13 protein-coding genes and 2 tRNA genes are annotated in these 13,888 nt (G+C 69.9%); 9 read left to right on the top strand and 6 right to left on the bottom strand.

From position 1 onward, the window contains the following. Positions 1–43: 43 nt before the first annotated feature. A complete protein-coding gene (locus E7742_RS10940; RefSeq protein ID WP_137798976.1) occupies positions 44–469 on the bottom strand; it encodes a globin in 426 nt (141 codons plus the stop codon). 154 nt (positions 470–623) lie between these two features. Here E7742_RS10940 and E7742_RS10935 point away from each other — a divergent pair, with 154 nt between their 5' ends. From E7742_RS10935 to E7742_RS10925, 3 genes are all read left to right on the top strand, one after another. Further along, on the top strand, positions 624–1,298 hold the full coding sequence (locus E7742_RS10935) for an HNH endonuclease (RefSeq protein WP_137798975.1): 675 nt from the start codon (positions 624–626) through the stop codon (positions 1,296–1,298). Between the two features lie 97 nt (positions 1,299–1,395). Beyond that, the gene (gene ctaJ, locus E7742_RS10930) at positions 1,396–1,647 is read left to right on the top strand and encodes an aa3-type cytochrome oxidase subunit CtaJ (RefSeq protein ID WP_137798974.1); all 252 of its coding nucleotides are present in this window, start codon (positions 1,396–1,398) and stop codon (positions 1,645–1,647) included. Further along, on the top strand, positions 1,634–2,110 hold the full coding sequence (locus E7742_RS10925) for a DUF5130 domain-containing protein (RefSeq protein WP_137798973.1): 477 nt from the start codon (positions 1,634–1,636) through the stop codon (positions 2,108–2,110). Before ctaJ ends, E7742_RS10925 begins: the two co-directional genes overlap by 14 nt. 80 nt (positions 2,111–2,190) lie before the next feature. On the opposite strand, the gene pepN is transcribed toward E7742_RS10925, so the two are convergent. Together pepN and E7742_RS10915 are read right to left on the bottom strand one after the other, a co-directional pair. Next, positions 2,191–4,785: an aminopeptidase N gene (pepN, locus tag E7742_RS10920; protein ID WP_137798972.1), complete on the bottom strand. Its 2,595-nt coding sequence runs from the start codon at positions 4,783–4,785 to the stop codon at positions 2,191–2,193. Positions 4,786–4,913: 128 nt separating this feature from the next. After that, positions 4,914–6,155, bottom strand: a complete 1,242-nt coding sequence (locus E7742_RS10915) for an NAD(P)/FAD-dependent oxidoreductase (RefSeq protein ID WP_137798971.1) — start codon at positions 6,153–6,155, stop codon at positions 4,914–4,916. Between the two features lie 208 nt (positions 6,156–6,363). On the opposite strand from E7742_RS10915, the gene E7742_RS10910 reads away from it, so the two are divergent. From E7742_RS10910 to E7742_RS10900, 3 genes are all read left to right on the top strand, one after another. Continuing rightward, on the top strand, positions 6,364–6,993 hold the full coding sequence (locus tag E7742_RS10910) for a DsbA family oxidoreductase (protein ID WP_137798970.1): 630 nt from the start codon (positions 6,364–6,366) through the stop codon (positions 6,991–6,993). A 115-nt stretch (positions 6,994–7,108) separates the two neighbouring features. Further along, a complete protein-coding gene (locus E7742_RS10905; RefSeq protein WP_137798969.1) occupies positions 7,109–7,600 on the top strand; it encodes a ribose-5-phosphate isomerase in 492 nt (163 codons plus the stop codon). An 8-nt stretch (positions 7,601–7,608) separates the two neighbouring features. Continuing rightward, on the top strand, positions 7,609–8,406 hold the full coding sequence (locus tag E7742_RS10900; RefSeq protein ID WP_137798968.1) for an Fpg/Nei family DNA glycosylase: 798 nt from the start codon (positions 7,609–7,611) through the stop codon (positions 8,404–8,406). Here the strand turns inward: E7742_RS10900 and E7742_RS10895 are convergent. Further along, a complete protein-coding gene (locus E7742_RS10895; protein ID WP_137798967.1) occupies positions 8,403–9,248 on the bottom strand; it encodes a GA module-containing protein in 846 nt (281 codons plus the stop codon). The genes E7742_RS10900 and E7742_RS10895 overlap by 4 nt on opposite strands. A gap of 102 nt (positions 9,249–9,350) precedes the next feature. Here E7742_RS10895 and dinB point away from each other — a divergent pair, with 102 nt between their 5' ends. Beyond that, entirely contained in the window at positions 9,351–10,610 is a 1,260-nt protein-coding gene (gene dinB, locus E7742_RS10890) for a DNA polymerase IV (protein WP_137798966.1), read from the top strand. 9 nt (positions 10,611–10,619) lie between these two features. Here the strand turns inward: dinB and E7742_RS10885 are convergent, their stop codons facing one another. Both E7742_RS10885 and E7742_RS10880 read right to left on the bottom strand, forming a co-directional pair. Continuing rightward, entirely contained in the window at positions 10,620–11,753 is a 1,134-nt protein-coding gene (locus E7742_RS10885; RefSeq protein ID WP_137798965.1) for a nitronate monooxygenase, read from the bottom strand. A 260-nt stretch (positions 11,754–12,013) separates the two neighbouring features. Beyond that, positions 12,014–12,084: transfer RNA gene (locus tag E7742_RS10880), tRNA-Gly, on the bottom strand. 138 nt (positions 12,085–12,222) lie between these two features. On the opposite strand from E7742_RS10880, the gene E7742_RS10875 reads away from it, so the two are divergent. Then, positions 12,223–12,299: transfer RNA gene (locus E7742_RS10875), tRNA-Pro, on the top strand. An 88-nt stretch (positions 12,300–12,387) separates the two neighbouring features. Continuing rightward, complete coding sequence (gene tig / locus E7742_RS10870) at positions 12,388–13,752, top strand: trigger factor (protein WP_175420463.1); 1,365 nt, start codon at positions 12,388–12,390, stop codon at positions 13,750–13,752. Positions 13,753–13,888 lie beyond the last annotated feature (136 nt).

Genomic DNA, 13,888 nt, shown 5'->3' with positions numbered 1-13,888 from the left:
ATCGGAGGGGCGCGGACCCGGGTATGCGGCTGTGTCGCAATCTCTAGATCGGCGAGTTCACCATCGACGCCGCCGCCATCTCCATGTAGTCGATCAGCGCGCGGCGGTGGGGCTCGTCGAGCGTCTGCTCGTCGATCGAGGCGATCGCGGTGTGCATGCACCGCAGCCACGCGTCCCGCTCGAGCGGCCCGATCTTGAACGGGTTGTGGCGCATCCGCAGACGGGGGTGGCCACGTTCCTCCGAGTACGTGCGCGGGCCGCCCCAGTACTGCTCGAGGAACATCCGCATGCGCCGCTCCGCGGGCCCGAGGTCCTCCTCGGGGTACAGCGGCCGGACGATCTCGTCCTTCGCGACCTCCTCGTAGAAGCGCGCGGTGAGCTTGTGGAACGTCTCGGCGCCGCCCACTGCCTCGTAGAAGGTCTGCTCGGGCTGCGTCCGGGGGCTGGTCTCAGGGTTCGTCTCAGTCATGTCGCATTCCATTGTGCCCGTAACCGCCCCGGGCGCCATCCGTGCCGGTCCGCGCGCCGCCCGGCGTTCATCGGTTGTGCGGCAATTTTTCGCCGAAATGGGTGTGCGTGACCCGAACTTCCGTGGTCAACTTGGGACAGTCTTCGGAGGTGTCATGACACAGAGACACGGCGGTACGAGCGCGCGAGCGCATCGACAACTCGTGCCCACCGATGTGCGCGCGCATCGCACGTCGGGGGCCTTTCCGCTGCACGTCATCCCCGAGCCCGACCGGTCCGGCCCGGGGATCGCCGACGGCAGCACGCCGATCGCGTGGAACAAACGCCGGGTGCTGCTGCTCAACGCCACGTTCGAACCGCTCACCGCGCTTCCTGCCCGCCGGGCGGTCGTGCTGATGGTGTGCGACAAGGCGGACACCGTCCACGAGGACCCCCTCGGACCCGTCATCCACTCCGCCGGCTGTGCGCTGCAGGTGCCGTCGGTGATCCGGCTCCGCAACTACGTGCGGGTGCCCTACCGTTCGCGTGTCCCGATGACCCGCGCGGCCCTCATGCATCGCGACCGCTTCCGCTGCGGCTACTGCGGAAGGAAGGCCGAGACGATCGACCATGTGATCCCTCGCAGCCGCGGCGGCAGCCACACGTGGGAGAACTGCGTCGCCTGCTGCGCGCCGTGCAACCACCGCAAAGCGGACCGATTGCTGACCGAGCTGGGCTGGACGCTGCGAACCGCGCTCGTCCCGCCCTCCGGGCCGCACTGGCGCCTGCTGGCCTCGACGACGGAGGTGCATCCCACGTGGCTTCCGTACCTGGGCGAGGGGGCGGCGTGACCGCGGCTGCGCGCGCCCGGCCCGGACCCCGTGCGAGCCGACGCACGATCCGGCCCCGACGCTTCCATTTCGGCAGGACTGGGCTACGGTTTGCCCCGTGAGCATTCTCGAGACAGTGCTGATATTCGTAGGGATTCCCGCCCTGGTGATCGCGGTCCTCGGCCTCCTGTCCCTCCCGGTCCGGCGATCGGCGAACCCGCTCCCGGCGGAGTACCGCCTCGGTGAGCGGTGGACGTACGGCCCGATCCTGTGGAGCGCGACCGACGAGGTGACCACGCACGGTCACCACGCGTCGCACGCGGTGGCGGGCGCAGATCTGATCGGAGGTTCCGCAAGTGGCAAGTGGTGACGTTCTCCAGTCGTCGGCGATCGCGCCGGCAGACCTGCCGGTGGGCACGGTCGTGACCACCAGCGGTCGGCTCTCCGGCACGCACCGGGTGGGCGAGTTCCTGGACCAGCCGCCGTTCACGACGGACGAGCTGGTCCGTCTCGACGATGCGCTGACCGACGCGACGCGCCTGACGCGGGTGCGGTTCAACGTGTTCGTCGGTGACCTCGGCGAGAACCCGTCCGCCGGTGTGGACGCGCTGTTCCCCACGACGCCGGAGGCCGAGCGTTCGGTTCTCATCGCGGTGTCGCCGAACCAGCGGGTGATCGAGGTCCGCGGCGGCCGCGGCGTCGCCGGCCGCGTCACCGACCGCGTCGCGCAGCTCGGCGTCACGGCGGCGCTCGCCTCGTTCGGCGAGGGCGACCTGATCGACGGGCTCGTGTCCGCACTGCGCGTCATGAGCAACGCGATCGCCCCCAAGTAGACCCTGCTCGCACCTCGCTCCACCGGTGGCCCGATGCCTGACGGCGTCGGGCCACCGGCGTCTCGGTGGGTGCCGCGAGATCAGGTGGCGTCGAACGCGCGCGCCTTCAGTGACCGGACGACGCCGGCCCGGCCCTCGACGACGAGGCGGCGCAGCGCCGGCGGATGGTCACCGGCGAGGAATCGATCGGCCGCGTCCACCGATTCCTGACTGATCGACCACGACGGGTACAGCCCGACGACGACCGTCTGCGCGACCTCGCTCGACCGTCGCTCCCACACCGCCGGGATCTCCGCGAAGTACCGCGCGACGTACGGCTCGAGCAGCTCGGACTGGCCGGGGGCGACGATGCCGCCGATGATGGCGCGAGCGGTGATGTTGGGGACGGTGTCGTCGTCGAACACCGTCGTCCACGCCGACTCCTTGACCGCAGCCTGGGGACGCGCGGCTGCTGCCGCCGCGGCCTGCCGGGCGCCGGCGGCCGTGGGATCACGTTCGGCCTCGGCGTCGATGAACGGGGTCTGCGGGCCGTCTGCGTCGACGTCGCCGGCGGCGGCGAGGGCGTGCACGAGCCGCCAGCGCAGGTCGGTGTCGACCGCCAGCCCGCGCAACCCCACCGTCGCCGGGTCGGTGGTGTCGAGCAGTTCCCGCAGCACCTCGACGTGCCACGCCGCCAGCTGCGACCCGGTGAGCGCGTTGACGAAGGCCAGTTGGTGGTCCGAGCCCGGCTCGGCCTCCCGCGCCAGTTCGAGCAGCCGGTCCGCGAACGCGGGCCAGCCGTACGCGTCGGCCCACCCGGCGTCGGCGTACGCCGACAGCGCCGTCTGGGCCTGCAACAGCAGCCGCTGCACCACCCCGACCTCCGTCTCGGCGCCGATGCCGCGCTGGACCAGGCTGACGAAGTCGCGGGCGCGCATCTCTGCCTGCCGGGTCATCTCCCACGCGGCCGACCACGCCAGCGTGCGGGGGAGCGGCTCGGCGATGTCGCCGATCCGGGCCACGAGGGTGTCGAGTGAATCCCGGTCCAACCGCAGCGAGCAGTACGTCAGGTCGTCGTCGTTGACGAGGATCAGCTTGCCCCGCGGGACGCCCACCAGCTCCCGGACATCGGTGCTCTCGCCCTCGACGTCCAGCTCGACGCGGTGCGTGCGCACCAGCTTCCCGGTGGCCGGGTCGTCGTCGTAGACGCCCACGGCGAGGCGGTGCACCCGGGTCTCCCCGGCCCCCGGCTCGGCGCCCTCCTGCAGGACGGCGAAACTCCTGAAGGTTCCGTCGGGCTCGATCTGGAAGTCCGGGCGCAGGATGTTCAGCCCGGTCGTCTTGAGCCACTGCGCGCCCCAGCTCGACAGGTCCCGGCCGGACGCCTTCTCGAGCGCCCGCAGCAGGTCGTCGAACGTCGCGTTCCCGAAGGCGTGCTCGGCGAAGTAGTCCCGCAGCCCCGCCATGAACGGTTCCTGCCCCACGTACGCGACCAACTGCTTGAGCACGCTCGCGCCCTTGGCGTACGTGATGCCGTCGAAGTTGACCTCGACGGCCGCCAGGTCGGGGATGTCCGCGGCGATGGGGTGCGTCGACGGCAGCTGGTCCTGCCGGTACGCCCACGACTTCTCCACGTTGGCGAACGTCGTCCACGCATTGGTGTACTCGGTGGCCTCGCTCTGGCACAGCACCGAGGCGAACGTCGCGAACGACTCGTTGAGCCACAGGTCGTCCCACCAGCGCATCGTGACGAGGTCGCCGAACCACATGTGTGCCATCTCGTGCAGCACGGTCTCGGCGCGCCGCTCGTACGAGTAGCGGGTCACCTTGGAGCGGAAGACGTAGTCCTCGAGGAACGTCACCGCGCCCGCGTTCTCCATTGCGCCCGCGTTGAACTCCGGCACGAACAGCTGGTCGTACTTGCCGAAGGCGTACGGCATTCCGAAGTTGCGGTGGTAGAACGCGAAGCCCTGCTTGGTCTCGGTGAACAACCGGTCGGCGTCCATGTGACCGGCCAGCGAGGCGCGGCAGTAGATGCCGAGCGGAATCGTGCCGTGGTCGTCGGTGTAGACGTCCGTCCACTCCGCGTAGGGGCCGGCGATGAGCGCCACCAGGTACGTGCTCATCCGGGGGGTGGTGCGGAAGACGTGCCGGCCCGGCGTCGCCGCGACCGTCTGCACCGTCTCGGCGTTGGAAATCACCCTCCACTCGACGGGTTCCACGGGCGCCGTCACCGAGATGTCGAACGTCGCCTTGAGGTCGGGCTGGTCGAAGCACGCGAACATGCGCTTGGCGTCGGCGGTCTCGAACTGCGAGTACAGGTACACCGAGTGATCGGTGGGGTCGACGAAGCGGTGCAGCCCCTCGCCGGTGTTGGTGTACATGCAGTCGGCGTCCACGACGAGTTCGTTGTTCTCGGCGAGGCCGTCGAGCGCGATGCCCGTGGCCTCGTCGTACGACGACACGTCGACCGGGGTGCCGTTGAGCACCGCGGAATGCACTGTGGCCGCGATGAGGTCGACGAACGTCGAGGCGCCGGCGGTCGCGGTGAACGTGATCGTGGTGCGGGAGCGGAACGTGCTCTCGCCCGGCCGGCCGGCGCCGTCGGTGAGATCGAGGTCGATGCGGTAGTTGTCGACGGAGACCAGCGCCGACCGTTCGGCGGCCTGGGCGCGGGTCAGATTCGGTGGGGCCACGAAGATCTCCTCATCACGGGTGGGCGAACACTTCCTGCTATCCCATCACGCACCCCACGTCCCCCGCGATTTGCGCACTCGTCGTGGGAATTCGGGGCCGGGGCGCGACAAGTGCGCAGAACGCGGGGTCAGGAGACGAGCTCGGAGAGGGGGACGGTGGGGTCGGCGAGCCGGTCGGGATCGGTCGGGCCGGAGAACGCGACGAGCGCTTTGACGTCGTCGGTGACGTCCCAGATGTCGACGTTCATGCCGGCCAGCACACGGTTCTCCTCGTCGAGCCAGAAAGCGAGGAACTCCCGGTTCTCGACGTTCCCACGGGTGACGACCCGCGCGTACGTCGGTGCCCAGCCCACGTACTCCATGCCGAGGTCGTACTGGTCGGTGAAGAAGTACGGCAGGTTCGTGTACTCCTCGGGGTGTCCGAGCAGGGTCGCGGCCGCGACCGCCGGCTGGTTCAGGGCGTTGGCCCAGTGTTCGACGCGGACCCGCGTGCCGAGCAGCGGATGCTGCTGGGCGGCGATGTCGCCGACCGCGACGATGTCGGGGTCGCTGGTGGTGAGGTTGCCGTTGACCAGGACGCCGCCGTCGACGGAAAGCCCCGCGGCCTCGGCGATCTCGATGTTCGGCGCGGCGCCGACCGCGACCAGGACCGCGTCCGCAGGCACCACCGTGCCGTCGGCCAGTCGGACGCCGTCCGCGTGGCCGTCGGAGACGGTGATCTCGTCGACACCGGTACCGAACCGGAAGTCGACGCCGTGCTCGCGGTGCAGGTCGGCGAACACCGCGCCCATCTCGCGGCCCAGCGCGGCCAGCAGCGGCAGCTCCGCCGTCTCGACGATCGTCACCGCCACGTCCCGGCCCCGCGCCCCCGCGGCGATCTCGAGGCCGATCCACCCGGCGCCGACGATCACCAGGCGCGACCCCGGCGTCAGCGCGGCGATCAACGCGTCCGAGTCGTCGATCGTGCGCAGATAGTGCACGCGCGCGGCGTCCGCTCCCGGGATCGGCGGCCGGCGCGAGCGGGAACCCGTCGCGAGTACCAACTTGTCGTAGCCGACGGTCGAACCGTCGGGCAGCATTACGCGGCGCCGCTCCCGGTCGATCCCGGTCGCTTCGGTGCCCAACCGCACGTCGATCGCGTGGTCGCGGTACCAGTCGCCGTGCTGGACGGTGAAATCGGGCAGATCCTTCTTGCCGGCGACGTGCTCCTTCGACAGCGGCGGGCGCTCGTACGGCAGATGGTCCTCGGCGCAGACGAGCACGATGGCCCCGTCGAAGTCCCTGGCTCTCAGGGCTTCTGCGGTCTTGGCGCCGGCAAGGCCGCCGCCGAGTATCACGACGGTGCGGTTGGAACGGTCGGGGGAGGTCACGGGATGGCTCCGTCTCCGAGCCGCGACGACCGTCGCTGCCGGCCGCCGTGCAGGCTCTCGCTGGTGGCTGTCCTGCCGTCGACACTATCGGTGGGCGGGTATGCGCGGGAAGGATTCCCCGGGGGTCGTGGTTGTCTTGAATCGAGTGGGCGACCCGGCGAAGTGCCGGTCGCGTCCGAGATCCACGACCGAGGACAGGGAGACGCACGTGAGCGATACGACCGCAGCCGGAGCAGCCAAGGACACCGTGGACTTCTGGTTCGACCCGCTGTGTCCGTGGTGCTGGATCACGTCGCGCTGGATCCTCGAGGTCACGAAGGTCCGCGACATCGACGCGAACTTCCATGTCATGAGCCTGGCCGTGCTCAACGAGGGGCGCGAGCTCCCCGAGGAGTACCGCGAGCGGATGGTCCAGGCGTGGGGCCCGGTCCGCGTGCTCGTCGCGGCGGCGAAGGATCGGGGCGACGAGATCCTGCTGCCGCTCTACACCGCGATGGGCACCCGGATCCACAACGGCGGCAATCAGGACCTGACCGCCGTGGTCGTCGAGGCGCTCGCCGAGGTCGGCCTGCCGGCGGAACTCGCGCAGGCCGCCGAGAGCGACGAGTGGGACGAGGAGGTGCGCCGCAGCCACCACGCCGGCATGGACAAGGTGGGCGACGACGTCGGCACCCCGACCATCCACGTCAACGGCACCGCGTTCTTCGGTCCGGTCCTGTCCCGGATCCCGCGCGGCGAGGACGCCGGCCGAGTGTGGGACGGCGCGGTGGCGCTCGCGTCCTACCCGCACTTCTTCGAGCTCAAGCGCACCCGCACGGAGGATCCGGCGTTCGACTGAGTCCGGTCACCGGCCCTGGATCGGACGGCCGGGTCGCGATCGTGCGACCCGGCCGTCCGGCGTGGCCGTCGTCCCGGCGGTGGTAGCGGTGGTGGCCCCTGTCAGAATTGGGGACATGCGCGTATACCTGGGTGCCGACCACGCCGGCTTCGAACGCAAGAACGAGATCATCGAACACCTCACCGCCAACGGTCACGAGGCCGTCGACTGCGGTGCGCACGTCTACGACGCCGTCGACGACTACCCGGCCTTCTGCATCGAGGCGGCCCGCCGCGTCGTGGCCGATCCGGGCAGCCTGGGACTGGTCCTCGGCGGCAGCGGCAACGGCGAGCAGATCGCCGCCAACAAGGTGCCGGGTGCGCGTTGCGCGCTGGCCTGGAGCGTCGAGACCGCACAGCTCGCGCGCCAGCACAACAACGCCCAGCTGATCGGCATCGGCGGCCGCATGCACTCGCTCGAGGAGACCCTCGCGATCGTCGACGCCTTCCTGGCCACGCCGTGGTCCGGGGAGGAGCGCCACCAGCGCCGCATCGACATCCTGGCCGAGTACGAGAAGACCGGTGTCGCACCGGCCGTTCCCGAGGCCCCCGAGGCCCCCGAGGCCTAGGAGCCACAGTGCCCGAGGGACACACCCTGCACCGTCTCGCGCGGCTGCACCAGCGGCGCTTCGCGGGATCGACGGTGCGGGTGTCGAGCCCACAGGGACGTTTCACCGAGGACGCGGCCATGATCGACGGTCGCGTCCTCGTCCGTTCCGACGCGTGGGGCAAGCACCTGTGGCACCACTACGAGAACGGTCTCGTGGTGCACGTCCACCTGGGGCTGTACGGGAAGTTCACCGAGTCGCCGCTACCGCTCGAACCGCCCGTCGGGCAGGTGCGGATGCGGATGGTGGGCACCGAGTTCGGTACCGACCTGCGCGGGCCCACCGCGTGCGAGGTGCTGCACGAGCCGCAGGTGGCCGCGATCGAGGCCCGGCTCGGTCCCGATCCGCTCCGTGCGGACGCCGACCCGGAACGCGCCTGGGCGCGAATCTCGAAGTCGCAGACGCCGATCGGGGCGCTTCTGATGGACCAAGCCGTCCTGGCCGGCGTCGGCAATGTCTACCGCGCCGAAATCCTGTTCCGGCACGGCATCCATCCCGAACGTCCCGGTAAGCGGGTGAGCCGCGCCGAATTCGACGCGATGTGGGCCGACCTTGTGGACCTCATGAAGATCGGGGTGCGGCGCGGCAAGATGCACGTCGTCCGCCCGGAGGACGACCACGGCGAGCCGTCGTACGCGAAGGACCGTCCGCGCACCTACACCTACCGCAGAGCAGGATCGGCGTGCCGCATCTGCGGCACGCCGATCGCTCACGCTGTCATGAAGGGGCGCAACCTGTTCTGGTGCCCCGGCTGTCAGGCCGACTAGAAGTCGAAGCCGCCGAAGTCTCCGCCGAAGTCGCCCCCGCCGAAATCACCGCCACCCCAGTCGCCGCCACCGAAGTCGCCGCCGCCGTCGCCCATGGCGCCGTAGTCGGTGTCGCCACCACCCATGTCGCCCCCGTCGCCCCCGGCGTCACCGCCCATGTCGTCGCCCTGGCCGGCGTCGAGCCCGTCCTGGTACCCGTCGCCGTAGCCGTTTTCGAACGCCTGCGCGTCGTATCCGACCCCGGACATGCCCGAGAACAGCGCCGAGAACAGGAACATCGAGCCCACGCCCCACGCGCCCGCGACGAGTGCGGGCTTCCACCACGGCTCGGAGTACCAGCCCGCGGGCACCGGACGTCCGGCCACACGGCCACCGGGGTAGTAGTTGGGCGTACGTGCCGACGGATTGGGCGACGCCGACACCTGGCGACCCTCGAACTCGATGTCGCGGTCCTCGGTCACCGCGCCGGCCGACTTCTGGCCGTCGATGCTCGGGACCTCCGGGCCGGGGTCCATGCCCATGGCCGTACGCGCGGCGCGGATGTAATACAGCCCCTCGAGCGCGGTCTGCTTGGCCAGACGCGCCTGGACGGGGGTGCTGGCCTGTTCGATCTGCGACCCGGCGGCGGTGTACCGCTCGGAGGCATCGGCGAGCGCCTGCTTGGACGCGTCGTCGCTGCCGACGAGGTTGTAGACCTGGCCACCCAGTCGCTCGATCGCCTGGCGTGCATCCGCCTTGGCGTCTTCGAGCTGGTTCGCCGAGTGGCCCTTGTTCTTGTTCTGGCTCTTCATGACCAGAAAGACGACGGCGCCGAGTACGACGACGATGAGGAGGAGTTCCACGGGGTGCCTTCCGGAGGCGACAAAACGGACAACACCCAGGATACCGGGGCTCGATGACCTGCGACTCGGACATGGACTTCTGTCGGGGGTCGATGCGAACATATGTTCGTGTCCGACGTACGCGCTTCTCGCGCTGCAGACGCTCCGGGGTCCGCCGAGGCGACGATCCTGCACGCCGATCTCGATGCGTTCTATGCGTCGGTCGAACAGCGCGACGATCCGAGCCTGCGCGGACGGCCGGTGATCGTGGGTGGGGGAGTCGTCCTCGCCGCCAGCTACGAGGCGAAGGCGCGAGGGGTCCGCACCGCGAGCAGCGGCGCGCTGGCGCGTCGGTTGTGTCCGGACGCGGTGGTCGTACCGCCGCGGATGTCGGCGTACGCGGCGGCCAGTCGCGCGGTCTTCGACGTCTTCCGTCGCACGACACCGCTCGTCGAGGGGATTTCCATCGACGAGGCCTTCCTCGACGTCGGTGGACTGCACCGGATCGCCGGGAGTCCCGCACGCATCGCCGATGGCCTGCGTCGAGCGGTGCGCGACGAGGTCGGACTGCCGATCACGGTCGGGGTGGCGCGCACCAAGTTCCTCGCGAAGGTGGCCAGCGCGGTCGGCAAACCCGACGGACTGCTGGTCGTGCCGCCGGACCGCGAGCTCGCGTTCCTGCACCCGCTACCGGTCGAGCGGCTGTGGGGGGTCGGCAAGGTGACGTCGCGGAAGCTGCACGACTACGGGGTCCGGACCGTCGCGCAGCTCGCCGAGCTGCCGGAGCGCGAACTGGCCACCGTGGTGGGGCAGGCGTCCGCGCGGCACCTGCACGCGCTCGCCTGGGCCCGCGACCCGCGCCGGGTGCAGACCGGGCGTCGACGCCGGTCGATCGGCGCGCAGCACGCGCTCGGGCGTCGTCCGCGCAGCTTCGCCGAGATCGACTCGACGGCGGCGGCGTTGGTGGACCGGGTGGCGCGCCGCCTCCGCGCCGCCGGCTGGGTGTGCCGGACCGTCGTGCTGCGCCTGCGGTTCGCCGACTTCGACCGGGCGACCCGATCGGTGACACTCCCGGAGGCGTCGGCGCGGACGGAGGTCATCCTGTCCGCGGTGCGCTCGCTGCTCGCGCAGGCGCAGCCGCTGGTCGCGGAGCGGGGGCTGACGTTGGTCGGCGTCGCACTGACCAACCTGGACCGGGAGGGTGCCGAGCAACTCGCCCTACCGTTCGAGCCGGACACCGGGCCGCCGGTGGCGGAGACCGACGGTGTCCGGCTCGACGGCGCGCTCGACGCCGTCCGGGCCAAGTTCGGGGCGGTCGCGGTCACCCGCGCCGCGCTGCTCGGCCGCGACCGCGGCGACAGCGTCCCGCTCCTGCCGGACTAGTCCCGCGGGTCAGGCGCCCGCCGCGGCGTTGAGGGATTCCAGCGTGCCCGTGGCCTCGAGGTACTCCTGTACCCACCGCTCGATGACGGCCGCGGTCTTCTCCACCTTCGTGAACTGGCCCACCACCTGCCCGACCGGGTTGAACGCCACGTCGACGGTCTCGTCGGGGTACTTGTGGGTGGCCGCCACGGCCATGCCCGACACCATGTACTGCAGCGGCATGCCGAGAGGCTCCGGGTTGCCCTCCTTCTCCCACGCCTCGGTCCAGTCGTTGCGCAGCATTCGGCACGGCTTGCCGGTGAACGAGCGGCTGCGGACGGTGTCGCGGCTGCTCGCGTTCGCGTACGCGGCCTGCTGCACGGTGGTGTTCTCGGCCTCCTCGACCATGAGCCACTGCGAGCCGGACCAGGCACCCTGCGCCCCGAGGGCGAGAGCGGCGGCGATCTGCTGGCCGCTGCCGATCCCCCCGGCCGCCAGCACCGGGACGGGCGCGACCTCATTGACCACCTGCGGCCACAGGACGATCGATCCGACCTCGCCGCAATGGCCGCCGCCCTCGCCGCCCTGGGCGATGATGATGTCGACGCCGGCGTCGGCGTGCTTGCGTGCCTGGTACGGCGAGCCGCACAGCGCCGCGACCTTGCGACCGGCGGCGTGAATGTGCTCGATCATGTCGGCGGGCGGGGTGCCGAGCGCGTTCGCGATGAGCGTCACCTTGGGATGCTGGAGGGCGACCTCGACCTGCGGCGTGGCGGTGGCCTCCGTCCACCCCAGCAGCTGCAACGCGTTCTCGTTGGGATCCTCGGGCACCGGGACGCCGTGGTCGGAGAGGATGCCGCGCGCGAAGTCGAGCGTCTCCTGCGGCACCATCGACTGCAGCATCTTCTTGAGCTCGTCACCCGACAGGTTCGAGTCCATGCCTTCGTACTTGTTCGGGATCACGATGTCGACGCCGTAGGGGCGGTCGCCGATGTGCTCGTCGATCCACTTGAGCTCGATCTCGAGCTCCTCGGGGGTGAACCCGACGGCGCCCAGGACGCCGAATCCGCCGGCCTTGCTGACGGCGACCACCACGTCGCGGCAATGGGTGAACGCGAAGATCGGAAACTCGATACCGAGTTCGTCGCAGAGGGGGGTGTGCATCCGGCACTCCTTCGTGAGGCAGTGGAACCCTGTGAAAACCGTAGAAAACTTGTAACAGGTTCCACTGCGGCTTGGGAAGGGGTCCGGAAGTGGGCGTCGCCCGCCCGGGCGCGGCGGTCCGACCGGGAAGGGGGTCGCCGGGCTGTGAAAGACGTCACCGGGGCGCCATGCCGAGCCGGGGTCGGGCGGAAAGGGATCCGAAAACGACGAAACCCCGGTCCTGCCGCGTCGAGCGGCTGGACCGGGGTTTTCCTCGTGAGAGGGGATGACGGGAATCGAACCCGCGTAGCCAGTTTGGAAGACTGGGGCTCTACCATTGAGCTACATCCCCGTGCAGACGACATTTGTGGGATCGCCAGCGATGTCGTGTGCGAGATGAGACTGTACCGACCTCGCTTTGGATTTCATAATCGGGGGGCCGTAGGATTCTGCCCCGGGTCCTCGCGAGATTCGCGTAGTCCTGTTCGGACGGGGTGTGGCGCAGCTTGGTAGCGCATCCGCTTTGGGAGCGGAGGGTCGCAGGTTCAAATCCTGTCACCCCGACCAATCGCGCGACGGAGCCGTGACAGTGTTCCGGGCGCGCACGAACGACAGACAGAACGAAGAGCACCACCACAACGAAGGAGCCAGATCCGTGAAGAGCACCGTCGAGCAGCTCAGCCCGACGCGAGTCCGTATCAACGTCGAGGTGCCCTTCGAGGAGCTCAAGTCTGATTTCGACAAGGCATACAAGGCGCTCGCGCAGCAGATCCGTCTCCCCGGCTTCCGTCCGGGCAAGGCGCCGTCCAAGCTGATCGAGGCCCGCGTCGGCCGCGGCGCGATCCTCGAGCAGGTCGTCAACGACGCGCTGCCGGCTCGCTACTCCGAGGCCGTCTCGGCGTCCGACGTGAAGGTCATCGGTCAGCCCGACATCGAGATCACCAAGCTCGAGGACGGTCAGGAGCTGGCGTTCACCGCCGAGGTCGACGTCCGCCCCGAGATCACCCTTCCCGATTTCGGCACCATCGCGGTCGAGGTCGACCCGATCGAGATCACCGACGAGGCGGTCGAGGAGCAGATGCTGTCGCTGCGTCAGCGCTTCGGCACCCTCAAGGGCGTCGAGCGCGGCGTGCAGGACGGCGACTTCGTGTCGATCGACCTGTCGGCGACGGTCGACGGCGAAGAGGTTCCCGAGGCCAGCACCACGGGCCTGTCCCACGAGGTCGGCTCGGGTCAGCTGATCGAGGGCCTGGACGAGGCGCTCATCGGTGTCGAGGCCGGCAACTCCAAGGACTTCACCTCGAAGCTGGTCGCGGGTGACCACGCCGGCAAGGAAGCCGTCATCACCGTCACCGTCAACTCGGTCAAGGAGCGCGAGCTGCCCGAGGCCGACGACGAGTTCGCCCAGATGGCAAGCGAGTTCGACACTCTCGCCGAGCTGGAGGCCGACCTGCGTGAGCGCGTCGCCCGCGTCCGCAAGGTCGAGCAGGCCGGCCAGATCCGCGACAAGGTGCTCGAGACGCTGCTCGAGACCGTCGAGGTTCCGGTTCCCGAGGCCGTCGTCCAGGCCGAGGTCGACGCCGCGCTGCACGACGCCATCCACGGACTCGACCACGACGAGGAGAAGCTGAACGAACTCCTCGAGTCGCAGGGCACGACGCGTGAGCAGTTCGACGCGGACGCGAAGGAGGCCGCGGAGCGCTCGGTGAAGACCCAGCTGCTGCTCGACGCCATCGCCGACGCGGCCGGCACCACGGTGGGCCAGGACGAGCTGACCGAGCGCATCCTGTTCCAGGCGCAGCGCTACGGCATGGCGCCGGAGCAGTTCATCCAGCAGATCCAGCAGGCCAACCAGCTCGGCGCCGTTTTCGCGGACGTGCGTCGCGGCAAGGCCCTCGCCGGCGTCGTCGACGCGGCCACGATCACCGACACCACGGGCGAGACGATCGACACCGCGGAGATGTTCGGTACGGCCGAGGCGGAAGACGCCGAGGGCGTCGAGGCGGCCGAGCAGGAGTAGGTCCCGGCGGCGCGTTCGGCGCCCGCCAGGAGCGAAGTCTTCCACGGAATGACTTTTCCGCTTTCAGCGAAGTAGGGCGGCACCGGGACTCCGGTGCCGCCCTACTTCGTTAGTGTCTGTGTCAGGAACCATCGAA

The organism is Rhodococcus sp. SGAir0479 (genome assembly GCF_005484805.1).
Classification (GTDB): Bacteria; Actinomycetota; Actinomycetes; order Mycobacteriales; family Mycobacteriaceae; genus Prescottella.
Note: the sequence above shows the minus strand (reverse complement) of the source record. Positions and strands in the feature narration are given on the sequence as shown.